Below are 22,892 nucleotides of genomic sequence, written 5' to 3' on the forward strand. Positions count from 1 at the left end.
GGCTTTACAGTCCATGAAATAAAAAATACATTCAATAGTAGAAAAGGGGAAATTTGTAATGAAGAAACTAGTATTTGGTTCATTTGCAGCAGTATTGGCATTATCCGCTTGTGGTGCAGAAGATAGCGGCAGCGGTTCATCAGAAGGAGAAACAAGCACGCTAAAAGTTGGCGCTTCTAACATTCCGCACGCTGAAATTCTGGAACAGGCAAAACCGATTTTGGAAGAACAGGGCATCGAGCTTGAAATCGAAACGTACCAAGATTACATTCTCCCGAACCAAGACCTTGAATCAGGCGATTTGGATGCAAACTATTTCCAACACACACCTTATTTGGAATCACAAATTGCTGATCATGGTTACGATTTCGCCAGTGCTGGAGGCATTCACATTGAGCCGATTGGTGTTTACTCGCAAGACTTTTCGTCTCTAGAAGAGTTGCCGCAAGACGCAACAATCCTCATGAGCAATTCTGTCGCTGACCATGGCCGCATCCTGGCTATGCTTGAAGCAGAAGGATTGATTACGTTAGAAGAAGGCATTGACAAAACAACGGCTGAAACGAGCGATATTGTAGAAAACGAGAAAAACTTGCAGTTTGATACAGAGTACGAAGCGGCTCTACTCGTACAAATGTACGAATCAGGCGAAGGGGATGCGGTCTTGATCAACTCAAATTATGCGATCGATGCTGGCTTGAGCCCGATGGAAGATGCTATTGCGCTGGAAAGTTCAGATTCTCCATACGCTAATATCATCGCTGTGCAAGCTGGAGATGAAGAAAACGAAGATATTCAAGCTTTGGTGGACGTGTTGACATCACAAGAGATTCAAGATTTCATTTTAGAAGAATGGGACGGATCAATCGTTCCAGTTGAACAGTAAAATTTTTAACCAGCCTATTCCATGAGAATAGGCTGGTTTTTATATTGCGCAAAGTGGGGGACTAGGCAAACAGCTTACAAGTATAGACCTGAACAAATGTCAGTCTTCCTCTTTTTGTTTTATCGGAATAATAAAAATATTACGTGATTTCGTAAAAAGCTATTAGCTTTTCGAAAACTGTGGTAATTTCACATAATACACAATAAACATCTGTTTACACAGGGAGGACAAGATCATGAAAATTCAATTCGGTTTATTGCCGCGGATTGTGCTGGCCATTGTGCTTGGCGTACTCATCGGTTCGTTTGCTCCAGAAGCGCTCGTTCGTGTATTTGCAACATTTACAGGAATCTTTGGCGGGTTCTTGAATTTTATCGTGCCCTTAATCATTCTTGGCTTTATCGCACCAGGTATCGCGAAGCTTGGGAAAGGCTCAGGGAAATTATTAGGCCTGGCAACTGCGATCGCGTATTTATCAACGGTAGTGGCAGGGGTTCTAGCGTTTGTTGCGGCATCATCGATTTTGCCTAGTTTGATGGAAGGCGGTTCACTGAGTAATCTGGATGATCCTGAAAATGCACTTGCTGAAAGTTTTATCGCTTTAGAGATCCCTCAATTGTTTGGGGTCATGAGCGCTTTGATCTTGGCATTCCTGCTTGGTATCGGAATGGCTTCTACAGGAAGCAAGACGATGGCATCGTTTTTTGAAGAGTTCCAACAGATCATTGAAAAAGTTATTTCATACATCATAATCCCGCTATTGCCTTTTCATATTTTCGGTATTTTCGCGAATATGGCACACGGTGGGGCGGTGTTTGAAATCCTTTCGCTCTTTGCGGTTGTCTTTATTCTCATCATCGTCATGCATTGGCTGATGTTGACAGGACAATACACAACGGCAGGCCTATTACGAAAGAAAAACCCGTTCACTTTAATCCGTACGATGCTGCCGGCATACTTTACAGCGCTTGGCACACAGTCTTCGGCAGCGACAATTCCAGTAACATTGCGCCAAGCACGGAAAACAGGCGTGAAAGAACGCGTAGCGGACTTCACAGTTCCGTTATTTGCCACTATCCATTTGTCGGGCAGCACGATTACGCTCGTTACATGTGCAATTGGTGTCATCTTATTAACTGGTCAATCGCCTTCATTTGGCAACTTCTTCCCGTTTATTCTGATGTTGGGCGTAACAATGATCGCAGCTCCCGGCGTTCCGGGCGGTGCTGTCATGGCAGCCATCGGATTGCTTGAAGTGATGCTCGGCTTTGATGAAACGATGGTCGCGTTGATGATTGCTCTATACTTGGCGCAGGACAGCTTTGGAACAGCGGCAAATGTAACTGGAGATGGAGCGCTCGCGAATATCGTCGACCGTTTTACTCCTTCTCAAAAAGTATGAATTGTGCCGGAATTCAATGAATTCCGGCTTTTTCACGCTCTCTATACGGATAAATCTGGCTATGCTATCATATGCTGGATATGAAAACCAGGAGGCACGAACATGAAAAAAATCACAATTCTCGGCTTGTCTGCGGCGTTATTGCTAGCGGCATGCGGAAACGAACAATCTACTGATACAACTGAAACGACATCGGGGTCTGACACGATGGAATCTGGAAAAGAAAGCATTAAGAGCCAATTGATGCAATTTTATCTATCCGTTTCCAAAGAAATAAATTCAGAAGATGCACCATTAAACGACTTTGAAATTGCGCAAGCTGAAGAGGCATTGCCTAGTGGTACAGAGCTTTCAGAGATGAAAGAAGCGGCTGCTACAGCTGCTGAACAAGCCAAGCAAGCGGTGGAAACGATTGAAGTACCCGAATCGCTAAGCGACTATCAAGAAGAGATCGATGGAGCGCTTGCTTCGATTGCTACATCTTACGAGATGAAAATCGAAGAACTTGGAAAAGAGACAGTTGACTTCCAAGCGGCTGCTGAAAAATTTGCGGAGGCTGACGAAGCACTCAATGAATTATTGGAAGAAAACGGCTTAGTTGCTTCTAACTTATACAACGAAGTAAGCCAATAAATTATGAAAGCTGTCCGTCTAGCGGGCAGTTTTTTCTATATATTCCCAATAACTATGACGATAGGTCTATTTTCAGATAAATTAGATTATTTTTGTTGTTTAACCCTCAATCAGTCGGGTATACTATTAAAAGTAAAATACGAAAACTCGAAAGGGATGGTTTATTATCGATTCTCAAGGTATTGAAAAGACGGAAAAAATGGAACAGGCATTCAGAGACGTACACGGGTACGGACTGAACGAATACCAAAACGACCCGCAAAAAATCCTTGAAGTTGAACAGCGCCGTGAGCAAGACTACCGTCAAGGCCAATCGGTCGCATCACAGATCGAGCGCCAAGCGCACCGCGAATAGTAAAATCCCTACACACGATTTTGACATGAAGCTGCCGGACAGAGTGATTTCTCTGTCCGGTTTTTTCTATGTCCAGACGGGTAGAATCAGCCAATTTAGGAGAGCTTCACTGAAATGCATTCTCATTTAGACTGACTTTATTGAAAATGCAGGCAATCGCCGCGATTTGTTAGAAATGGCTTCCTGACAGCAGAGAATACGGATTTCAAAATGGTTTTAATCCAAGGTTTCTAGCCGATTTTAACATTTGCTACTGAAGTGAATATAAGTTAAGATTAGAATGATACTAATTAAGAGTGCGCGGCATTCTTTAATAACATTATGGAGGTATTTACATGTCAACTTTGGTCATTAAAGATCTGCACGTTGAAATCGAAGGAAAACAGATTTTAAAGGGTGTAAACTTAAGCATTAACACAAGCGAAATTCATGCCATCATGGGGCCGAACGGAACAGGGAAATCAACCTTGGCGTCTGCTATCATGGGGCATCCTAAATATGAAGTAACACAAGGTACGATTGAATTGGACGGGGAAGATGTGTTGGCGATGGAAGTCGACGAACGTGCCCGTGCAGGCCTATTCTTGGCTATGCAATACCCAAGCGAAATCTCAGGTGTTACAAACGCTGACTTCATGCGTTCTGCAATGAACGCACGCCGCGAAGAAGGCAACGAAGTTTCTTTGATGAAGTTCATCCGTGAACTTGACAGCAAAATGGAAACTCTTGCGATGGACCAGGATATGGCTCAGCGTTACTTGAATGAAGGATTCTCAGGCGGCGAGAAGAAACGCAACGAAATTCTTCAGATGATGATGATCAAACCAACATTCGCTGTACTTGATGAAATCGACTCTGGACTTGATATCGATGCATTGAAAGTTGTTTCAGAAGGCATCAACCAAATGAAGGGCGAAAACTTCGGCTGCTTGATTATCACTCACTACCAGCGTCTCTTGAACTACATCACTCCAGATCACGTCCACGTGATGATGCAAGGCCGCGTCGTAAAATCCGGCGGACCTGAACTTGCTCATAAACTGGAAGCAGAAGGCTATGACTGGATCAAGGCAGAGCTCGGCATCGAAGACGAGACTGTTGGACAAGAAGCATAATTGGAAGGAGAGACTAACGTGACGGTTGAAACAAAACTAACGATGACCGAGCAGGATGTACGCTCCTTCTCGGCTTTGCACTCAGAACCAGAAGCATTTACAGATTTGCGCGTACAAGCATTGGCAGCTGCTGAAGCGTTGCCGCTCCCAAAACCTGATAAAACGAAAATTATCAACTGGAACTTCACGGACTTTCCGGCGCATACAGTAGATAGCTCTACGTATGAATCGCTTAACGAACTGCCAGAACAAGTGAAATCTATTGTTGATTTGGAACAGAAAAACTTATATATCCAGCACAATAATACGCCAGCTTATATTTCCTTGGATAAAAACTTGGAACAGCAAGGCGTCATTTTGACGGATATCCAAACAGCGATCCGTGAGCACAGCGAATTGGTCGCTAAATATTTCATGACAGAAGCGGTTAAAGCGGAAGAGCACAAATTGACAGCCCTTCACGCTGCATTATTGAACGGCGGGGTTTTCCTCTACGTGCCAAAAAATGTGGTAATCGAAAAGCCGGTACAAGCGGTTTTCCTTCATGATAATGAGGAAGCATCTTTGTTCAACCATGCGCTGATCGTAGCGGATAAGAGCAGTTCTGTCACTTACGTTGAAAACTATATTTCTACAGTGCCGCATGCAAAAGGCCAAGCGAATATCGTGTCGGAAGTATTTGCTGAAGACAACGCGTCTGTCACTTATGGTGCAGTCGATGTACTCGCTGAAGGTTTTACAACTTATGTGAACCGCCGCGGTGTCGCACAGCGCGATGCACGCATTGAATGGGCGCTCGGCATGATGAACGACAGCAATACCATTTCTGATAATACGACATTCTTAATCGGTGACAATTCAGTCGGCGATACAAAAACAGTCGTAGTCGGAAGAGGCACGCAAAAGCAAAACTTCACGACACAAGTCATCCATTGGGGCAAAAACTCCGACGGCCAGATCTTGAAGCACGGCGTCATGAAAGATTCCGCTTCTTCGATCTTTAACGGTATCGGCAAAATCGAACACGGTGCAACGAAATCTAACGCAGAACAAGAATCACGTGTTCTGATGTTGAGCCCGAAAGCGCGTGGCGATGCAAACCCGATTCTCTTAATCGACGAAGATGATGTAACGGCAGGACACGCGGCATCAGTCGGACGCGTTGATCCGGTTCAATTGTATTATTTGATGAGCCGCGGTATCACAAAACAAGAAGCTGAACGTCTTGTTATTCACGGCTTCCTGGCACCGGTTGTAAACGTGTTGCCAATCGAAGGCGTTAAAAAGCAATTGACGGAGGTTATCGAAAGGAAAGTCCGCTAATGAATCCAGAGATCAAGAGCTATTTCCCGATACTCAACCAGGAAATCAATGGACACCCCTTAGTCTATTTGGACAGTGCAGCTACTTCACAAAAACCGACTTCGGTCATTGAAGCGCTGAAAGAATATTACGAGTTTGATAATTCCAATGTCCACCGTGGCGTTCATACGCTAGGAAACCGGGCAACAGAGAAGTATGAAGGCGCACGCGAAAAAGTGCAGCAGTTCATCAAGGCGAATTCGACGCAGGAAATTGTCTTTCTCCGCGGCACGACCACAGCGATCAACCTGGTCGCACAAAGTTATGGGCGTGCAAACGTGGAAGAAGGCGACGAAATCGTCATTACGTATATGGAACATCACTCCAACATCATTCCTTGGCAGCAGTTGGCAAAAGAACGCGGCGCTGTCTTGAAATACATCGAGCTTGAAGAAGATGGCACCATCTCTCTTGAGAATGTCCGTGCAGCCATTACTGACCGGACCAAAATTGTTTCGATGGTTTACGTTTCCAATGTACTTGGCACGATGAATCCGGTGAAGGAAGTCGCGAAGATTGCCCACGAACATGGCGCTGTCATGATGGTGGACGGAGCCCAGGCTGCCCCTCATTTGAAAATTGATGTCCAGGACTTGGATTGCGATTTCTTTGCATTTTCTGGCCATAAGATGGTCGGACCGACCGGTATTGGCGTACTCTACGGTAAAAAGCATTTGCTTGAAGCGATGGAGCCTGTCGAGTTCGGCGGCGAGATGATCGATTTTGTCGGATTATACGATTCGACATGGAAAGAACTGCCTTGGAAATTTGAAGGCGGTACGCCAATCATTGCAGGAGCAGTCGGCCTCGCTGCGGCCATCGACTTCCTGCAGGAAATCGGATTGGACGAGATCGAAAAACACGAACACCATATGGCTGCCATGGCCATGGACAAGATGTCGAAAATTGAAGGGCTCGATATCTACGGCCCGACCGATCCTGCGAAACGAGCAGGAATCGTCACCTTCAATTTGAAGGAAGTCCATCCCCATGACGTGGCAACCGTGCTCGATATGAGCGGCATCGCTGTCCGCGCAGGACACCACTGCGCACAGCCATTGATGAAATGGCTTGACGTGACAGCGACAGCACGCGCAAGCTTCTATCTTTATAACGATGAATCGGATATCGATCGTCTAGTGGAAGGCTTGCGTTCTGCAAAGGAGTATTTCAGCGATGTCTTTTAATAACTTAGACCAGTTGTATCGACAAGTGATCATGGATCATTACAAGACGCCCCGCAACAAAGGGACGCTTGAACAGGATAGTGTTAATATCGAGATGAACAACCCGACTTGCGGCGACCGAATTCAATTGACGTTGCAAGTAGAAGACGGCATCGTCAAAGATGCCAAATTTGACGGGGAAGGTTGCTCAATTTCTATGGCTTCTGCCTCTATGATGACGCAAGCCGTCAAAGGGAAAGACGTAGACTCGGCATTGAAAATGTCTGAAATCTTTTCAGACATGATGCTTGGGAAAGAGTACGACGATTCAGTGGACCTTGGGGATATTGAAGCCTTGCAAGGTGTATCCAAATTCCCGGCGCGTATCAAATGCGCGACCTTAGCGTGGAAAGCCATGGAAAAAGGTGTGCACGAGGAAGAAAAATCGTAACAGAGAACGGAGGAACGACGATGGCGAAAAAAATGCCGGATATCGGAGATTATAAATATGGGTTCCATGACAAGGACGTTTCCATCTTCAGATCCAAACGCGGTCTGACAGAAGACATTGTCAGAGAAATTTCGAAGATTAAAGAAGAACCGGAATGGATGCTTGAATCACGCTTGAAAGCGTTGAAACTATTTTACTCCATGCCGATGCCACAATGGGGCGGAGATTTGAACTCGTTGGATTTTGACGAAATCACGTATTACGTGAAACCATCAGAAGCGAGCCAGACTTCTTGGGATGAAGTTCCTGAAGAAATCAAGCGTACGTTTGATAAATTGGGAATTCCTGAAGCGGAGCAAAAATACCTCGCGGGTGTTTCTGCACAGTATGAATCTGAAGTGGTTTACCACAACATGAAAGCGGACCTTGAAGACATGGGCATCATCTTTAAAGATACAGATGCAGCGCTTCGTGAAAACGAAGACCTCTTCAGAGAAAACTTCCAGACGGTCATTCCAGCAGCAGACAATAAATTCTCTGCCTTGAACACGGCTGTTTGGTCGGGTGGTTCGTTCATCTACGTACCAAAAGGCATCAAAGTGGAATCGCCGCTGCAAGCTTATTTCCGCATCAACTCGGAAAACATGGGCCAATTCGAGCGTACGATGATTATCGTCGACGAAGGCGCAAGCGTTCATTATGTAGAAGGTTGTACAGCACCGGTTTACACGACCAACTCATTGCACTCTGCTGTTGTTGAGATCATCGTGAAAAAAGATGCTTATTGCCGTTATACAACGATCCAGAACTGGGCGAATAACGTCTATAACCTAGTGACTAAGCGTGCTTTTGTTGACGCGAACGGCACAATGGAATGGATCGATGGCAACATCGGTTCGAAATTGACAATGAAGTACCCTGCTGTCTTCCTTAAAGGCGAAGGCGCACGCGGCATGACCTTGTCAATTGCAATTGCTGGTAAAGGCCAGCACCAGGATGCAGGCGCGAAAATGGTCCACTTGGCACCAAATACGTCTTCATCCATCGTATCCAAATCGATTTCGAAACAAGGTGGGAAAGTTTCCTACCGCGGAATCGTGCATTTCGGTCGTAAAGCGGACGGCGCACGTTCGAACATCGAATGCGATACATTGATTATGGACAATCAGTCCACATCCGATACAATTCCTTATAACGAGATCATGAATGACAACGTTTCGCTTGAACACGAAGCGAAAGTGTCGAAAGTCTCTGAAGAGCAATTGTTCTATCTGATGAGCCGCGGCGTTTCTGAACAAGAAGCGACGGAAATGATCGTCATGGGCTTCATCGAGCCATTCACAAAAGAATTGCCGATGGAATACGCAGTCGAAATGAACCGTCTCATCAAGTTCGAGATGGAAGGCTCAATCGGTTAATAGTTTTCCCCCGGCATTTTCATGTCGGGGATTTTTTATGCCGATTACGAGTGTGCCTAACTCTTGTTTTATGGATTTCCTACTGGGTATATAGAAGGGGAAGCTAAAAATTGAGGAGGGACCTTTTCAATGAGCCAAACTTTTGACGCGTTAAAAGAGAAGATCAGCAATGCCGATATGGGAGAAGCAAAAGAAATCATCACCCAAGTCAAGCAGGCATACGAAGACGGCAAAATCGATGAAAACGAAAAGAACGAATTGATGGACCTTGCCAAATCCAAAATTGGCGGCGGGCTCGGCGGGCTATTCTAAGAGCCTCTAGCCCGGTGAAAAATAAGCTTTGGCTCCCTTATGGAAGCCAAAGCTTATTTTTTCATGTGTTTCAAGGCTTCCCGCCTGCTCGATGGGCGCAGTGAATGGGCCGCTGCGAAATCCAGCACCCACTCCGGGTCGGTTTTTGCGTATTCCCGCAAAGCCCAGCCGATGGATTTCTGAATGAAGAATTCATTCGATTCCACATGCTGTGTCAAGATGTCGCTGAGCAAATGAGTATCGGTTTGCTGCTTAAACTTCAATTGGTGCAAAATGGCTGCCCGGTTAGTCCAGAAATTGTCTGCTTGCGACCATTCGAGCATCACCGGCGCCGCAGCTTTTCGGTCGAGCAGAACAATAGCCCCAGCAAGTTTCGGGGAGATGGCATCGACGCTGTCCCACCAGGAATTGGACTCGATCAATTGACGTAAAAACGGCAAGTCGCCTTGTGTCAATTCCGCTTTCGCTTTTTCAAGCAAGTCGATGGCAGCGTAATGATATTCCCGCTCTGGCAGTGCATATAGCGCTCGAACGGCGTTTTTTAATTCTGCTTTACGGGGGAGGCAGTATTCCGTCAGATGTGCTTTCATCAAAACAGTACGGAGAGGTTTTTGGATTCCTAAAAATGGGAATTTGTGTTTCATATAGGCGGCCATCTGAATGGCCAACTCTTCATTGCGGTGGCCTTCAAAGCGGGCAATAAGTGCCGTGGTATTCCAGGCCTTATTCATGTCAATACCTCCTCACCGATTGTAAACTAAGCCTAAAGCGGCGCACGCACCTCAAAAAGGACGCCTGTTTTGTTCTATGCTATCATAAAATAATAACGAAAATGGAGGCAGGACGATGATTTATGTTGGATTGACGGGCTGGGGCGATCATCCGGATGTGTATAGCCCCGGGTCGAAACAAAAAGATAAACTGACCGATTACAGTGCACATTTCCCGATTGTCGAGTTGGACTCTTCGTTTTATGCAGTCCAGCCTGAACGCAATATCCGTAAATGGATCCGCGAGACGCCTGATAACTTCCAATTCGTCGTCAAAGCCTATCAAGGCATGACAGGGCATCAGCGCGGCGAAAATCCGTTCGATAGCCGGGAGGAAATGTTTGAAGCCTACCGGTTATCGGTCCGGCCATTAAAAGAATCTGGCAAACTCGCGATGGTATTATTGCAATTTCCGCCATGGTTCGACTGCCAGAAAGAACATGTCGATGAAATTCGCAGCATTATCGGAGAACTGCAGGAATTTGATTTAGCGGTCGAATTCCGCCACCAGTCTTGGTACGCAGAGGGCATGAAAGACAAAACTTTAGCGTTTCTCCTTGAAAATGATTTAATCCATTCAGTATGCGATGAACCGCAAGCGGGGGATGGCTCGATTCCGCTAGTGCCGGAATCGAGCCGCAAGGATAAAGTGCTGCTGCGCTTGCATGGCCGCAATGTCCACGGGTGGCTAAATCCGGGAAATGCTGAAAAATGGCGAGAGGTACGCTATTTATACGATTACAATCAGCAAGAGCTGGAGCAAATCAGCCAGGCCGTAAAACGCCTCGAGCAACAAGCGGAGCAAGTTTATGTCATCTTCAATAATAATTCAGGCGGGCATGCCGCGGGAGACGCCAAAGAATTCCAGGAATTGAACAGTTTGCAGTTTGAAGGCCTGTCGCCGAAACAGCTGGACTTGTTCGAAGGCGATTTTTGATGGTCTTCCTTATCCTTCTGGCGGCCGGTCTGGCTTCCGGCATTGTCGGCGCGCTGATCGGCTTGGGCGGAGGCGTCATCTTGGTGCCGGCCCTGTTGTTTCTCAGCTCATCGGTCAGTCTATTCCCGGACTTGTCCCCTCAACAAATTGTCGGCTTGTCGGTCGTCATGATGATTTTTACCGGCTTGTCTTCGACGATTGCCTATATGAAAGTGGGAACTGTTGATTACCGGAGCGGCTTTATTTTCTTTCTTGGCAGTGCGCCGGGAACGGTAGTGGGCGCCTACGTCAACCGCAGCCTCGATGTGCCGTCTTTTCAATTGTATTTCGGCTTGTTGTTAGTGTGTTTGTCGCTTTTGTTATTATTAAGAGACCGCTTGAAGGCAGTCAGCTGGTTTGTGGACAACGGCACAAGGAGAAGCTTTTATGACCGCAAAACGGATCAGGAATACATCTACGGCTATCCAATATGGTTTGCGCTCGCATTGACTTTTTTCATCGGCTTTGCATCCGGCCTGTTCGGTATTGGCGGCGGATCGATTCTTGTGCCGGCCATGATCCTGCTGTTTTTATTTCCTCCCCATGTCGCTGTTGGAACGTCGATGCTCATGGTTTTCTTATCGGCCATTGTCAACTCTATTACACATGTCTCGCTTGGGAATGTGCCATGGATTTATACTTTAGCCATTATCCCTTCTGCTTATATCGGAGCAAAGTTAGGGGCAAGGCTGAACCGCAACATCCAATCTGAGACACTAGTTGTCGTGCTGCGGATTGCGTTATTATTATTCGGGCTCCGATCGATTTACGAAGGAATCTTCAGTTCATAAGAGGTGTTTGACATGAGTGAAATCATTCATATTTATCATACAAACGATTTGCATAGCCATTTCACGCATTGGCCGCGTATTCAATCCTTGCTGAAGGGACGCAGGCAGTGGCATGAGGAAGCTGGTGATATGTGTTTGGTGCTCGACATCGGGGACCATGTAGACCGCTCACATCCGTTTACCGAAGGTTCAGCAGGAAAGGGCAATATCGAGCTGCTCAATGAAGCAGGATACGATGCCGTGACGATTGGCAATAACGAAGGGATCACATTATCGAAATCAGAACTCGATGAGCTGTACGATCAAGCTGATTTTTCCATAGTGGTCGCTAATTTAATGGATATGGATGGCAAGCAGCCACCATGGGCCAGCCCAAACAAAATCATTGAAACAACAGATGGCACGAAGATCGGACTCGTCGCTGCTACCGCTGAATTTACGCCCTTTTATCGTCGTCTCGGCTGGCAAGTGACGAGCGGCAGGGAAGCGATCAAGCGTGAGGCGGCAGAAATCCGCCAATCAGTCGATTTGATTATCTGCATGTCGCATCTTGGCATCCGTGAAGATGAGCTTTTGGCTGTCGAATGTCCGGAGATCGATATCATTTTAGGGGCGCATACCCATCATCTATTCCATCAAGGAAAAGAAATCGGCAATACATTGCTCGGGGCTGCCGGCAAATTCGGCTATTATGTCGGCCATATCGAAATTGACCTCGAAACGCGCAAGATGACCGCAGAAGTGATCGAGACTGACCAATTGCCAGAAGCCGATGAAGGGTTCAATGAATACTTGGTCGGTGTTGGTAAACAGCAGATGGCTGAGACTGTCTTCTATAACGAACGCCCCATGAAAGCCGAGTGGTTCAAGCACTCCGCGATGGCCGAGCTGTTCGGCGATGCCTTGGTTTCTTTTGCCACAGCGGATTGCGGGCTCTTCAACGCCGGCATATTTATGGAAGATATGCCGGAAGGCGAAATGACGCGCTACGATTTTCATCGTATGTTGCCGCATCCAATCAATCCGTGCGTTATTGACCTGAGCGGCGCAGAACTGAAGGAAATTTATTTGCAGTCTTTGAACGAAGACTGGCCACAGCTTGAGCTGAAAGGGATGGGCTTTCGAGGAGCGGTATTTGGCCGCATGATCCATAGCGGGATGAACATGCATAACCATCAATTGATGGTGGGCGGCGAACCGGCAGACCCGGATCGCATTTACCGGCTTGCGACTCTCGACCTCTTCACATTCGGTTATTTTTTCCCTGCACTTAAGCGTGCACCGAAGAGTTATTTCATGCCGGAGTTTTTGCGAGATGTGTTCGGTGACTATTTCCGCATGAAAACCGTGAAATAGAACAAACATTCAAAATGGACTGTTAGTTGATTTTCTGTGCATTTTGGGCTATGCTTTTTATGAATTAGATATCGATGGGTAGAGGCTGCAGCCTCCATCAGTAGGATGTGCGAGTTGACCGCGTTGACCACATCTGAAAGGGGAGCTTGCCGAAATTTCCGTCTCCAGGTCAAGGAGTCGGCGATTGGGGACATTTCGAAGAGGAATGCCACTGTCATTTGCAGGTTGCTGCAGATGGAGAGCTACAGGGTTGTTTGATGCTTGTGCACACAGACGAATTGTAGGAAGCCGGTTTATCCATTGGATGAGCCGGCTTTTTTTAGTCTAGGCCTTACCATCAAAATGAATAGGAGGAATCTAATTATGGAAAACACGATTTTTTCGATACTGCCGCCAATCATCGCGATTGCGATGGTGTTGTTGACGCGGCGTGTATTGCTGTCACTCGGTGTGGGTATTGTCGCGGCTGCGCTGATCCTGACTTCGTTTGCGCCAGTAGAGGCCCTGAATGAATTATTCACTTCGTTTGCGGTCATTTTTTGGAACGAGGGCTTTAATGCTTACAATGTCTTTATCATTTTGTTCTTGTTATTGCTAGGCGTCATTACCGCATTCGTTAGCTTGTCTGGCGGTAGCCATGCCTTCGCCGACTGGGCTTCAGCACGCGTGAAAACACGCCGCGGGGCGAAATTGGTTACGGTATTTCTTGGTATCTTGATCTTCATCGACGATTATTTCAACGCGTTGGCGGTCGGGCAAGTTGCACGGCCGATTACAGATCGCTATAAAGTATCACGGGCAAAACTTGCCTATTTCATCGATTCTACAGCGGCTCCAATTTGTGTTGTGTCTCCGGTATCAAGCTGGGGCGCAGCGATCATCGGCATTATCGGCACGATTCTGGCAGGCCAGACTTTCTTGGAGTATTCAGCCTTGGAAGCCTTTCTCTGGATGGCCCCGATGAACTTTTATGTCATCGCGGCATTGGCCATTGTTCTTTTCGTCGCTATCCGTGATGTCGATTTTGGGGAAATGAAAAAGCATGAACGTTTGGCAATTACAGAAGGCCAACTGTTCAATCCGGACAAAGTAATTCCGGGTGAGATGAAAGAAGATTTCCCGAGCCATTCACACGGGCGTGTGCGTGATCTGTTATTGCCGATCTTGCTATTAATCGTCGGAACGGTTGCCGCAATGATCTGGACAGGTTATGTAAACGCGGGAGAAGTATTCGACATCTGGCTCATTTTTGAAAACACGGATGTGCCATTGTCCTTGATCACAGGCGGCCTTATTGGTGCGCTTGCTGCAATTATCCTGTACGCCCTTCAAATCAAACGCAACGAAGTGGCAAAAGTGCAGTGGATCGGTAGAGGCATCTGGGCTGGTATTCAATCGATGGCTGGCGCAGTGTTTATCTTGATCTTTGCCTGGTCGCTGACTTATTTGATCGACGCGCTGCAAACTGGGACTTATCTTGCCGATGCAGTGGCACGCGGCAATGTACCGACTAGTGTACTGCCGGTGTTACTGTTTGTGCTAGCAGGCGTCATGGCCTTTTCAACGGGCACTTCTTGGGGCTCGTTCGGGATCTTGCTGCCGATCGCTGGTACGATCATGATCCAGGCGGAACCTGAGTTATTGCTCGCTTCGTTATCGGCAGTTTTGGCAGGGGCTGTATTCGGAGATCATTGCTCGCCGATTTCGGATACGACCATCTTGTCATCGACAGGTGCAGGGAGTAACCATATGGACCATGTCGTGACACAGCTTCCTTATGCATTGACCTCGGCTGCCATTGCAGCGATAGGGTATATCGTCATAGGCTTTACCGGCTCCTTGCCTTTAGCTCTTGGAGCGGTAGCTATTGTATTGGCAATACTATTCGTTTTCTGGTCTAAGCGTACAACCTTAATGGAAAAACATGAACAGAACTAAGATTTCAAAGGTGGAGATAAACTATCTCCACCTTTTTATTATTGTTATAATAGTTTTTTTGAAAAATTTTCAGAAATTATCTTTACTTTGCACAAGGCCCTAGTTATACTAAATTTAGATTCCAAAATAATCTGAATATAAACAAACTTCCTATTTTTCTGTTAAAAAATTGGAAGTTACAAACAAAAGGGGGAAGAGAAATGGAACGTTCTACATGGGGAACGAGAGCCGGTTTTATTATGGCGGCAGTCGGTTCAGCAGTAGGGTTAGGGAATATTTGGCGATTCCCGTATGTAGCTTATGAAAATGGTGGGGGCGCATTTTTTATACCGTATTTGTTTGCTCTTTTAACTGCCGGGATTCCAATTCTCATATTGGAGTTCACTATCGGCCATCGTTATCGCGGATCCGCACCACTTTCATTTTTTAGAATGAGCGGCAAGAAAGCAGAATGGCTTGGTTGGTGGGCGATGTTCGTATCGTTCGTTATATCCGTCTATTATGCCGTCATCATCGCTTGGGCGATGCGTTACACGTTGTTCTCATTCAATCAGGCATGGGGCGAAGATACAGAAGGCTTCCTATTCAGTGATTTTCTTCAACTGACTGTATCGCCAGGCGAAACCGGGGGAATCGTCTGGGGCATTTTCATTCCGTTAGTAATTGTTTGGGCCATCACGCTTGGCATCTTGCTTGCTGGGGTCAAAAAAGGAATCGAATTGGCCAACCGGATTTTCATTCCAACTTTGGTGCTTATCTTCATTGTCATTGTTATTCGCGCAGTGACGCTTGACGGGGCAGCAATGGGCTTAGAAGCATTCTTCAAGCCGAACTTTGACGCCATTATGGACCCGACCGTTTGGGTTGCGGCCTATGGGCATATCTTCTTCAGTTTATCGGTCGCTTTTGCGATCATGATCACTTACTCCAGTTACCTTCCGAAAAAATCGGATATCACGAATAACGCATTCATTACTGGATTTGCGAACTCAAGTTTTGAGTTACTTGCCGGTATCGGGGTATTTGCAGTACTTGGGTTCATGGCAGCGCAATCAGGCGTAGAAGTGGCGGATGTAGCATCTGCCGGCGTTGGTCTTGCCTTCGTTGTATTCCCGGCGATCATCAATGAATTCCCAGGATTTAATGGACTCTTCGGATTCCTATTCTTCTTGTCATTGACGCTTGCGGGACTCACATCGCTTATGTCGATCACTGAAACCTATGTCGCTGGATTCACCGAGAAATTCGGGATTTCACGCCGTAAAGCAGTCGCAATCGGCGGGGGCCTTGCAGCTTTGATTTCCATCCTTTTCGCTACTCAAGGCGGTTTGTTCTTCTTGGATATCGCCGATTACTACATCAACCAATTCGGTGTCGCGGCTGTCGGTCTTGTGGAAGTCGTCATGGTCGTTTGGATCTTGCGAAAAGCAGGTGCTTTGCAAGACCATGCAAACGAAATCTCGGACATCCGTCTCGGCGGCTGGTGGAAGTTCAGCCTAGGCGTCATCACGCCAATCGTTCTTGGCTATATGATGTTCGGCTTACTGCGCTTGAACATTTTCCAGCAATTCGAAACGGATACTGGTAACTATGAAGGCTATTCCAATATGTTCACCTTGTTCGGCGGCGTAGCCGTCGCAGCAGGAGCCTTGATCTTCGGCATCTTGTTCTCGCTCGGCAAATGGCATAAAAACTACCGCTATTACGACGAGCATTCCGAACATCCAGCAAAAGAAAAAGAATAAGGGGGAATCGGCATGTCAGTTAGCGCGATTGTAGTCATGATCATCGGGATGGTCCTCCTCTGGGGTGGCCTTGCAGCGAGTATTTTCCACGCTGTAAAATCCAGTAAAGCAAATAAAGCAGAAGACTTAGGATAGAAACAAAAACCTCTGGCACAAGAGTCGCCAGAGGTTTTTGTTTGTACCTAGGCCAATAGCACAGCTTGTCCACAAAGCCCTGTTGTGATACATTTGAAGCAGGATTCAAGCACGTAAAGCAGAATGATGCGGGCCCAGGCTTTTGTCATTACTAGGTATGGATGGTGAGGATATTGATCACAATTGAGAAATGGAATTACGAGGTGATCGAGGATCATCGCGAAGGGTTTCAGCAAGAAGCGTTCGAGAACAGGTACAGCGATATTCTGGCCAAATACGATTACATCCTGGGCGACTGGGGATACGGGCAGCTTCGTTTAAAAGGATTTTTTGACGATACCAATAATAAAGCAAGCTACGATACGAAGATTAGCACGCTTCAAGATTATTTATACGAATACTGTAATTTTGGATGCTCTTATTTTGTTTTGAAAAAGGCAGGAAAAGCGCCTGAACCGGAAGTGCAGGAACACCTGGAAACCCCCGAGGCGGATTGAGCCGCTGGGGGTTTTTTTGTGTCTGTATGATATGATAGAGAAGAAAAGACACAGCGAGAAACAGCTAAATGGAGGGACTTATTATGTACTTTATCGACCGTGGAAACATCAAGCAAGCCATCACCTATATGGATGCACTCATCGCATTATATGAAGAGAACGGCAGCTGGGAAACTTTAAAAGACCAATTGGCTTTGGAGCGTCTCGCACTCGGGGCGATTGAAGCGGTGATCGACGTCGGAAATTCCATGATCGATGGTTTTATTATGCGCGATCCGGGTAGTTACGAAGATATCATCGATATACTCGTGGATGAAAAAGTGATCACTGAAGAAATGGACCAACCGTTAAAAGAGCTTGTTGGACTGCGCAAGATGCTGGTGCGTGAATTCATTGCGGTCGACCATGCCGAAATCAAGCGGGTGCTGGATGCCCACCTGGACAGCCTGAAGCAATTCGGCCCTAAAGTGGCCCATTATCTTGAGCATGAACTCGGCCCAGTTTCTGCGTTTATCCCGGAGAACGAAAATGGAAAAAATTAAACGCTACAAAGCTTATTGTTTGGATTTGGACGGCACTGTGTACCGGGGCGAGGCACCGGTACAAGAAGCTGCCCAATTCGTCAGCCGCTTGCAAGAAGACGGCATTGAAGCTTTTTATGTGACGAACAACGCTTCTAAAACACAGGACCAATTATACGAAAAACTGAAACGAGTTGGGGTCCAGGCCGATAAATCGCGTATTATGTCTTCAGCGGTAGCGGCAGCGAAATACATCAAGCGCTGGTATCCTGGACGCACAGTTTACTTGATCGGTTCAGATGGCTTGAAAGAGGCACTTGATGCAGAAGGAATTGAGCGCGTCGAACAGCAGGCGGATATCGTTTTGATGGGCCTTGATCTGCAGATTTCGTATGACAAGCTATCCCGTGCTTGTCTTGAAGTGCAAAAGGGAGCTGTCTTCTTGTCGACCAATAAGGATTTGGCATTCCCTTCAGAACAAGGGTTTCTGCCAGGCAACGGATCTTTTACGGCCGTGGTATCAAAAGCGACAGATATTGACCCAGTATATATCGGCAAGCCAGAAATCCATATGCTCGAAGCGATTCAGCAGGAATGGGGATTTGAAAAAGAAGACATGGTGATGATCGGGGATAATTACGATACGGATATACAAGCCGGTATCCGTTTTGGTATCGATACGGTCCATGTCAACACGGGCGTGACCTCGATGGATGCCGTGATGCAAAAAGATCATCCTCCGACACATCTGCTTGAAAATCTTGGTTTTTGGAAACATTAAAAAAAGCCGCTTAACAGGCGGCTTAAAACAAAGGATTTTCCTCTATGAATGTATATATTTTCTGGGTTAGCTCTTCAGGGGTGTCCGCTTCCACAATTTCACCATTAACGAGTGCAAATAAGGATTCAGCGCATTGGCTACAATAGCTTAAACAACCATATTCGAGTACATCCAGATTCGGGTCTTGCTCTAATTTTGCAAAAGACTCTTCTGAACCATTGGCAAGATTGCTCATGCAAAATTCAATAATCGGATTCATTCCAGCTCACCTCACTACTAGAAAATCCTACCGTGTTTCCGTTCAACCGTCAATTAATTGATTTTGCCGAGAAATGATTGTGAAAGTTATCACAATCAGCTATACTCATATTTGGAATCTACAGCAGAATGACGGGCTAAAGGAGAATTATATGAAGAAACTAGTCTTATTAGGCGGCGGCTATGGAAATATGAGGGTCTTGCTTCGGCTTTTGCCGAATAATTTCCCGCAAGACATGGAAATTATCCTCATCGACCGTACGCCTTTTCACAGTATGAAAACGGAATTTTACGCACTCGCGGCAGGCACCGAGTCTGACCATGAGGTACGTGTGCCGTTTCCGGAGCACGAACGCCTGAAAATCGTCAATGGGGAAATACGCGAAATCGGCCTGGAGGAAAAGTGCATCTTCTTGGAAGATGGCCAGCGCATCGCATACGATGACTTGGTCATTGGGCTTGGCTGCATCGATAAATATCATGGCGTGCCGGGGGCGGATGAGTTCACCTACAGCATCCAGACCATCGGTAATTCCCGGAAAACCTACGAAGCCTTACTTGGTTTAAAATCAGGAGCTACTGTTGGTGTCGTCGGTGCAGGGCTTAGTGGCATCGAGCTTGCGAGCGAATTACGCGAAAGCCGGAAAGATCTGCAGATCAAGCTGTTTGACCGCAGTCCGCGGATTTTGCGCGACTTCCCGGAACGGCTCAGCAATTTTGTGAAAAAGTGGTTCGATAACAATAACGTCGATGTCGTCTCTAATTCAAACATCACAAAAGTAGAGCCGAACTTGCTCCACAACCATGAAGAAACGATTCCCGTAGATGCTGTCGTCTGGACAGCCGGGATTCAGCCGGTTAAACCAGTGCGCGATTTGAATTTGGATAGCGACAGCAGCGGGCGCGTCGTCATCAACCAATACCACCAATTGCCAAACGACGAGAATGTTTATGTTGTTGGGGATTGTGCGGCACTTCCAATGGCGCCTTCTGCACAATTAGCTGAAGAACAAGCGGAACAGATTGTCAAAGTGCTGCGCATGAAGTGGAAAGGCGAAGCATTGCCTGAAACGATGCCAGAGATTAAGCTGAAAGGTTTCCTTGGTTCCCTTGGGAAAAAACAAGGCTTTGCTTACCTCGCAGACCGCACCGTCACGGGTCGAATTGCGCGTCTGATGAAGTCGGGCGTCTTGTGGATGTATAAATGGCATAACGGATAAAGAAAAAAGCGCTCCTCGGAGCGCTTTTTTAGTACGAAAATATCAGTTTCATTTTTTAAACACGGGATCATTTTTGCAAAATAAATATATAGCATTATTCATAAATCTTTTTGAGGAAAACGACTCAATATCAGTGAAGTGGAAGCCGGCGACTCCTGCGGGAGCGTCAGCGACGAAGCGGTTGAGGCCGTGCCCGCGGAAAGCGTCCGGCTGGAACGAAACGTGAAAAAATGAACTCCCCGGAGCGCTTTTTTTATTTACTCAGAAGCGGTAAAGCCGTGTTTCTCGAGCTCCCGGTAGACGGGTTTCAATTGAATATAGCCTTCACCGACCACTTCACCTTCGACCAGCACGAGCGGGTAGAAAAATTCATCTTCTAAGATGCGCTCCGCATAGTCTTGTTGCTTGGCATCTTGCAGCGGTTTCTCAATATCGATATAGCTTATTGAAAATGGCTGGTCTTTGTATTTTCGTGAGATGGCCGCCTCGAGCCATTCGTAGGTATCTTTAGACGACGGGGCATTTACACAGCTGGCGCAGATCTGGTCGGTTCCGTAAACTTCGATGTTCGGTTTTTTTGTCATGGATAATGGCCTCCTGAAAATTCATTATTGGCTTTTTGTGCTTATTCACATTATAATGATTGTAATGAAAGGAGTCGATAGAAATGACTGAAGCTATGATGGAAGATCAAGTAATGGAAGTCTTAGATAAATTACGGCCATTCCTTTTGCGCGACGGGGGAGACTGTGAATTGGTAGATGTAGAGGACGGCATTGTGAAATTGCGCCTACTCGGAGCTTGTGGCAGCTGCCCAAGTTCGACGATCACATTGAAAGCGGGCATCGAACGCGCGCTCGTTGAAGAAGTTCCTGGCGTTGTTGAAGTGGAACAAGTCTTTTAATGTCCAGGGGCCTGCTACAGGTCCCTTTTTATGTCTGCCCCATGCGGGTAGCAAAATGGAAAAGAAAGGGTGAACGTAGATGACACAAGTTGTAGAAATTACAGAAGCCGCTTCTTTCCAAGTGAAGGAAATGATGCGCCATAACGAAGAGGAAGGGTCCTTCCTGCGCGTCGCTGTTAAAGGCGGCGGATGCAGCGGTTTGACTTATGGCATGGGTTTCGAGCCGGAAGCTTCTGATAAGGACGATCAATACGAACAACACGGTATCCGTATTTTGATCAATAAAGAAGATGCCCCGATTTTGCAAGGAACAATCGTGGATTACAAACAGTCCTTGATGGGCGGAGGCTTCACGATCGACAATCCGAACGCCATTGCCTCATGTGGTTGCGGAACGAGTTTCCGTACTGCGAAAAAAGCAGGGACTCCTGAAAACTGCTGATGCAAGAACCCGCTTTGTGACAAAAGCGGGTTTTTTTATTTTCGTTTCTATGACGCATCTCGTGCTGAGGCATTCAACTGTTGAAAAGCTTTTGCAAAAGGGCTAATATAGAGGATAGGTGTTTACTGGATTCGGTTTTATTATTTCCGGTACATAAAATGACTTGAAGGTGGTTGCGATTGTGTTGAAAAGACCGTCAATATTAGTATTAGGTGCAGGCTATGGTGGCTTGACTACTGTAGTGAACTTGCAAAAAGAATTTGGGACAGACGCTGCGGACATTACGCTGATCAACAAAAACGAATATCATTACGAAAGCACGTGGCTTCACGAAGCGGCAGCAGGAACATTGCTTCCGGAACAAGTGCGCTACGATATCGCAGACGTCATCGATACGGGCAAAGTCAATTTTGTCCAAGCTACTGTTGAAGGCATCGACGTTGACAGCAAAAAAGTTTCGACTGACAACGGGGAATTCACTTATGATTACCTTGTGATCGGACTTGGCTTTGAAGGGGAAACATTCGGAATCGAAGGCCTTGACACATATGCATTGTCGATTGCCAACGTAAAAGCGGCGCGTTATATCCGCGAGCACATTGAATTCCAATTTGCGACTTGGTCGACTGAAGACGTGAAGAACGACAGCCGTTTGACGATCGTTGTCGGAGGAGCTGGCTTTACGGGAATCGAATTCCTTGGGGAACTTGCGAACCGTGTGCCTGAACTATGTAAAGAATATGATGTGCCACGTGAAAAAGTGCGCGTTATCTGCGTAGAGGCTGCACCGATGGTCTTGCCAGGATTCGATCCTGAATTGGTAGATTATGCTGTTGGCCATCTTCAGGCGAAAGGCATTGAGTTCTCTATCGGAACGCCTGTCGTAGAAGCGACTCCAGAAGGCGTGAAGATCAAGAAGAATGATGATGAGTTTGAATTCATCTATGCTGGCACAGTTGTTTGGGCAGCTGGTGTCCGCGGAAACCGCTTGATTGAAGAAACATCGATCGAGAGCATGCGCGCACGTATTAAAGTCGAAAAAGACATGCGTGCACCAGGCTACTCCGATGTGTTCATCGTCGGTGACTGCGCATTGATGATCAATGAAGAAACGAATCGTCCATATCCGCCAACTGCACAAATTGCGATGCAGCAAGGCGAACGCATTGCGAAAAACATTAAAGCACTTGCGGGCGAAGGGTCGACTGAAGAGTTCGTACCGGACTTGAAAGGAACTGTTTGCTCACTAGGCGATGAAGATGCAATTGGCGTCGTATTCGGCAAAAAGGTAACAGGAAAACGCGCGTCATTCATGAAGAAAATGATCGACAACCGTGCCTTGTATATGATTGGTGGACCTGGACTTGTCCTGAAAAAAGGTAAATTCAAGGTACTATAAGAACGAAAGCCTCCCAGTGCGGGAGGCTTTTTTTCACATGGCGAGAAGGAGGGACCTCT

The 22,892-nt window shown here is 46.6% G+C and carries 26 protein-coding genes and 1 riboswitch; of the genes, 23 read left to right on the plus strand and 3 right to left on the minus strand.

What is annotated here, in order from left to right; genetic code table 11:
* Positions 1-58: 58 nt before the first annotated feature.
* The 10 genes from BBI11_RS05740 to BBI11_RS05780 all read left to right on the plus strand — a co-directional run bounded on the left by BBI11_RS05740 (position 59) and on the right by BBI11_RS05780 (position 9,100).
* On the plus strand, positions 59-886 hold the full coding sequence (locus BBI11_RS05740; RefSeq protein WP_068461412.1) for a MetQ/NlpA family ABC transporter substrate-binding protein: 828 nt from the start codon (positions 59-61) through the stop codon (positions 884-886).
* Between the two features lie 235 nt (positions 887-1,121).
* Positions 1,122-2,288: a dicarboxylate/amino acid:cation symporter gene (locus BBI11_RS05745; protein ID WP_068461415.1), complete on the plus strand. Its 1,167-nt coding sequence runs from the start codon at positions 1,122-1,124 to the stop codon at positions 2,286-2,288.
* Positions 2,289-2,390: 102 nt separating this feature from the next.
* A complete protein-coding gene (locus BBI11_RS05750; protein WP_068461417.1) occupies positions 2,391-2,921 on the plus strand; it encodes a hypothetical protein in 531 nt (176 codons plus the stop codon).
* Positions 2,922-3,120: 199 nt separating this feature from the next.
* Positions 3,121-3,276, plus strand: a complete 156-nt coding sequence (locus BBI11_RS16460; RefSeq protein WP_167358148.1) for a YuzK family famiily protein — start codon at positions 3,121-3,123, stop codon at positions 3,274-3,276.
* 335 nt (positions 3,277-3,611) lie between these two features.
* Entirely contained in the window at positions 3,612-4,391 is a 780-nt protein-coding gene (sufC, locus tag BBI11_RS05755; RefSeq protein WP_068461419.1) for a Fe-S cluster assembly ATPase SufC, read from the plus strand.
* An 18-nt stretch (positions 4,392-4,409) separates the two neighbouring features.
* On the plus strand, positions 4,410-5,714 hold the full coding sequence (sufD, locus tag BBI11_RS05760) for a Fe-S cluster assembly protein SufD (protein WP_068461421.1): 1,305 nt from the start codon (positions 4,410-4,412) through the stop codon (positions 5,712-5,714).
* The gene (locus BBI11_RS05765; RefSeq protein WP_068461423.1) at positions 5,714-6,940 is read left to right on the plus strand and encodes a cysteine desulfurase; all 1,227 of its coding nucleotides are present in this window, start codon (positions 5,714-5,716) and stop codon (positions 6,938-6,940) included. Before sufD ends, BBI11_RS05765 begins: the two co-directional genes overlap by 1 nt.
* Complete coding sequence (sufU, locus tag BBI11_RS05770) at positions 6,930-7,370, plus strand: Fe-S cluster assembly sulfur transfer protein SufU (protein WP_068461425.1); 441 nt, start codon at positions 6,930-6,932, stop codon at positions 7,368-7,370. Before BBI11_RS05765 ends, sufU begins: the two co-directional genes overlap by 11 nt.
* Before the next feature lie 20 nt (positions 7,371-7,390).
* Positions 7,391-8,788 carry a Fe-S cluster assembly protein SufB gene (sufB, locus tag BBI11_RS05775; RefSeq protein WP_068461427.1) on the plus strand — a complete coding sequence of 466 codons (1,398 nt, stop codon included), beginning with the start codon at positions 7,391-7,393 and terminating at the stop codon, positions 8,786-8,788.
* A 129-nt stretch (positions 8,789-8,917) separates the two neighbouring features.
* Positions 8,918-9,100 carry a hypothetical protein gene (locus BBI11_RS05780; RefSeq protein WP_068461429.1) on the plus strand — a complete coding sequence of 61 codons (183 nt, stop codon included), beginning with the start codon at positions 8,918-8,920 and terminating at the stop codon, positions 9,098-9,100.
* A gap of 53 nt (positions 9,101-9,153) precedes the next feature.
* Here the strand turns inward: BBI11_RS05780 and BBI11_RS05785 are convergent, their stop codons facing one another.
* Positions 9,154-9,831 carry a DNA alkylation repair protein gene (locus BBI11_RS05785; protein ID WP_068461432.1) on the minus strand — a complete coding sequence of 226 codons (678 nt, stop codon included), beginning with the start codon at positions 9,829-9,831 and terminating at the stop codon, positions 9,154-9,156.
* A gap of 115 nt (positions 9,832-9,946) precedes the next feature.
* On the opposite strand from BBI11_RS05785, the gene BBI11_RS05790 reads away from it, so the two are divergent.
* The 9 genes from BBI11_RS05790 (at position 9,947) to BBI11_RS05825 (ending at position 18,610) form a co-directional block, all read left to right on the plus strand.
* A complete protein-coding gene (locus BBI11_RS05790; RefSeq protein WP_068461434.1) occupies positions 9,947-10,807 on the plus strand; it encodes a DUF72 domain-containing protein in 861 nt (286 codons plus the stop codon).
* Positions 10,807-11,637 (plus strand): sulfite exporter TauE/SafE family protein, encoded by an 831-nt coding sequence (locus BBI11_RS05795; protein ID WP_068461436.1) that lies wholly within the window; start codon positions 10,807-10,809, stop codon positions 11,635-11,637. The genes BBI11_RS05790 and BBI11_RS05795 overlap by 1 nt, the downstream gene beginning before the upstream one ends.
* A 12-nt stretch (positions 11,638-11,649) precedes the next feature.
* Positions 11,650-12,993 (plus strand): bifunctional metallophosphatase/5'-nucleotidase, encoded by a 1,344-nt coding sequence (locus BBI11_RS05800; protein WP_068461439.1) that lies wholly within the window; start codon positions 11,650-11,652, stop codon positions 12,991-12,993.
* A 71-nt stretch (positions 12,994-13,064) separates the two neighbouring features.
* Positions 13,065-13,246, plus strand: a riboswitch (Lysine riboswitch).
* A 110-nt stretch (positions 13,247-13,356) separates the two neighbouring features.
* The gene (locus BBI11_RS05805; protein ID WP_068461441.1) at positions 13,357-14,931 is read left to right on the plus strand and encodes a Na+/H+ antiporter NhaC family protein; all 1,575 of its coding nucleotides are present in this window, start codon (positions 13,357-13,359) and stop codon (positions 14,929-14,931) included.
* 200 nt (positions 14,932-15,131) lie between these two features.
* Positions 15,132-16,676: a sodium-dependent transporter gene (locus BBI11_RS05810; protein WP_068461444.1), complete on the plus strand. Its 1,545-nt coding sequence runs from the start codon at positions 15,132-15,134 to the stop codon at positions 16,674-16,676.
* Positions 16,677-16,688: 12 nt separating this feature from the next.
* Positions 16,689-16,811: a methionine/alanine import family NSS transporter small subunit gene (locus BBI11_RS16340; protein WP_141705936.1), complete on the plus strand. Its 123-nt coding sequence runs from the start codon at positions 16,689-16,691 to the stop codon at positions 16,809-16,811.
* A gap of 173 nt (positions 16,812-16,984) precedes the next feature.
* Positions 16,985-17,308 (plus strand): YutD family protein, encoded by a 324-nt coding sequence (locus BBI11_RS05815; protein WP_068461446.1) that lies wholly within the window; start codon positions 16,985-16,987, stop codon positions 17,306-17,308.
* 83 nt (positions 17,309-17,391) lie between these two features.
* Positions 17,392-17,850 carry a type VII toxin-antitoxin system HepT family RNase toxin gene (hepT, locus tag BBI11_RS05820; protein WP_068461448.1) on the plus strand — a complete coding sequence of 153 codons (459 nt, stop codon included), beginning with the start codon at positions 17,392-17,394 and terminating at the stop codon, positions 17,848-17,850.
* Positions 17,837-18,610 (plus strand): TIGR01457 family HAD-type hydrolase, encoded by a 774-nt coding sequence (locus tag BBI11_RS05825; protein WP_083389018.1) that lies wholly within the window; start codon positions 17,837-17,839, stop codon positions 18,608-18,610. Before hepT ends, BBI11_RS05825 begins: the two co-directional genes overlap by 14 nt.
* Positions 18,611-18,632: 22 nt before the next feature.
* Here BBI11_RS05825 and BBI11_RS05830 read toward each other — a convergent pair whose 3' ends face one another.
* Positions 18,633-18,869, minus strand: coding sequence for a YuzB family protein (locus BBI11_RS05830; RefSeq protein WP_068461450.1), 237 nt, complete (start codon positions 18,867-18,869; stop codon positions 18,633-18,635).
* Between the two features lie 151 nt (positions 18,870-19,020).
* Here BBI11_RS05830 and BBI11_RS05835 point away from each other — a divergent pair, with 151 nt between their 5' ends.
* Positions 19,021-20,088, plus strand: coding sequence for an NAD(P)/FAD-dependent oxidoreductase (locus tag BBI11_RS05835; protein ID WP_068461452.1), 1,068 nt, complete (start codon positions 19,021-19,023; stop codon positions 20,086-20,088).
* Positions 20,089-20,345: 257 nt separating this feature from the next.
* Here BBI11_RS05835 and BBI11_RS05840 read toward each other — a convergent pair whose 3' ends face one another.
* Positions 20,346-20,672, minus strand: coding sequence for a YuzD family protein (locus BBI11_RS05840; RefSeq protein WP_068461454.1), 327 nt, complete (start codon positions 20,670-20,672; stop codon positions 20,346-20,348).
* Positions 20,673-20,755: 83 nt separating this feature from the next.
* Here BBI11_RS05840 and BBI11_RS05845 point away from each other — a divergent pair, with 83 nt between their 5' ends.
* The 3 genes from BBI11_RS05845 to BBI11_RS05855 all read left to right on the plus strand — a co-directional run bounded on the left by BBI11_RS05845 (position 20,756) and on the right by BBI11_RS05855 (position 22,833).
* Complete coding sequence (locus BBI11_RS05845) at positions 20,756-20,992, plus strand: NifU family protein (protein ID WP_058381195.1); 237 nt, start codon at positions 20,756-20,758, stop codon at positions 20,990-20,992.
* 79 nt (positions 20,993-21,071) lie between these two features.
* Positions 21,072-21,434 (plus strand): HesB/IscA family protein, encoded by a 363-nt coding sequence (locus tag BBI11_RS05850; RefSeq protein WP_068461455.1) that lies wholly within the window; start codon positions 21,072-21,074, stop codon positions 21,432-21,434.
* A 184-nt stretch (positions 21,435-21,618) separates the two neighbouring features.
* Positions 21,619-22,833 carry an NAD(P)/FAD-dependent oxidoreductase gene (locus BBI11_RS05855; protein ID WP_068465626.1) on the plus strand — a complete coding sequence of 405 codons (1,215 nt, stop codon included), beginning with the start codon at positions 21,619-21,621 and terminating at the stop codon, positions 22,831-22,833.
* The last annotated feature ends 59 nt before the right edge of the window (positions 22,834-22,892 follow it).

It is taken from the genome of Planococcus maritimus, from assembly GCF_001687625.2.
Lineage (GTDB): Bacteria > Bacillota > Bacilli > Bacillales_A > Planococcaceae > Planococcus > Planococcus maritimus.

Coding starts and splice junctions, on each gene's coding strand:
- BBI11_RS05740 (WP_068461412.1), top strand. CDS start 59: ATGAAGAAACTAGTATTTGGTTCATTTGCAGCAGTATTGGCATTATCC.
- BBI11_RS05745 (WP_068461415.1), top strand. CDS start 1,122: ATGAAAATTCAATTCGGTTTATTGCCGCGGATTGTGCTGGCCATTGTG.
- BBI11_RS05750 (WP_068461417.1), top strand. CDS start 2,391: ATGAAAAAAATCACAATTCTCGGCTTGTCTGCGGCGTTATTGCTAGCG.
- BBI11_RS16460 (WP_167358148.1), top strand. CDS start 3,121: ATGGAACAGGCATTCAGAGACGTACACGGGTACGGACTGAACGAATAC.
- sufC (WP_068461419.1), top strand. CDS start 3,612: ATGTCAACTTTGGTCATTAAAGATCTGCACGTTGAAATCGAAGGAAAA.
- BBI11_RS05765 (WP_068461423.1), top strand. CDS start 5,714: ATGAATCCAGAGATCAAGAGCTATTTCCCGATACTCAACCAGGAAATC.
- sufU (WP_068461425.1), top strand. CDS start 6,930: ATGTCTTTTAATAACTTAGACCAGTTGTATCGACAAGTGATCATGGAT.
- sufB (WP_068461427.1), top strand. CDS start 7,391: ATGGCGAAAAAAATGCCGGATATCGGAGATTATAAATATGGGTTCCAT.
- BBI11_RS05780 (WP_068461429.1), top strand. CDS start 8,918: ATGAGCCAAACTTTTGACGCGTTAAAAGAGAAGATCAGCAATGCCGAT.
- BBI11_RS05785 (WP_068461432.1), bottom strand. CDS start 9,831: ATGAATAAGGCCTGGAATACCACGGCACTTATTGCCCGCTTTGAAGGC.
- BBI11_RS05790 (WP_068461434.1), top strand. CDS start 9,947: ATGATTTATGTTGGATTGACGGGCTGGGGCGATCATCCGGATGTGTAT.
- BBI11_RS05795 (WP_068461436.1), top strand. CDS start 10,807: ATGGTCTTCCTTATCCTTCTGGCGGCCGGTCTGGCTTCCGGCATTGTC.
- BBI11_RS05800 (WP_068461439.1), top strand. CDS start 11,650: ATGAGTGAAATCATTCATATTTATCATACAAACGATTTGCATAGCCAT.
- BBI11_RS05805 (WP_068461441.1), top strand. CDS start 13,357: ATGGAAAACACGATTTTTTCGATACTGCCGCCAATCATCGCGATTGCG.
- BBI11_RS05810 (WP_068461444.1), top strand. CDS start 15,132: ATGGAACGTTCTACATGGGGAACGAGAGCCGGTTTTATTATGGCGGCA.
- BBI11_RS16340 (WP_141705936.1), top strand. CDS start 16,689: ATGTCAGTTAGCGCGATTGTAGTCATGATCATCGGGATGGTCCTCCTC.
- hepT (WP_068461448.1), top strand. CDS start 17,392: ATGTACTTTATCGACCGTGGAAACATCAAGCAAGCCATCACCTATATG.
- BBI11_RS05825 (WP_083389018.1), top strand. CDS start 17,837: ATGGAAAAAATTAAACGCTACAAAGCTTATTGTTTGGATTTGGACGGC.
- BBI11_RS05830 (WP_068461450.1), bottom strand. CDS start 18,869: ATGAATCCGATTATTGAATTTTGCATGAGCAATCTTGCCAATGGTTCA.
- BBI11_RS05835 (WP_068461452.1), top strand. CDS start 19,021: ATGAAGAAACTAGTCTTATTAGGCGGCGGCTATGGAAATATGAGGGTC.
- BBI11_RS05840 (WP_068461454.1), bottom strand. CDS start 20,672: ATGACAAAAAAACCGAACATCGAAGTTTACGGAACCGACCAGATCTGC.
- BBI11_RS05845 (WP_058381195.1), top strand. CDS start 20,756: ATGACTGAAGCTATGATGGAAGATCAAGTAATGGAAGTCTTAGATAAA.
- BBI11_RS05850 (WP_068461455.1), top strand. CDS start 21,072: ATGACACAAGTTGTAGAAATTACAGAAGCCGCTTCTTTCCAAGTGAAG.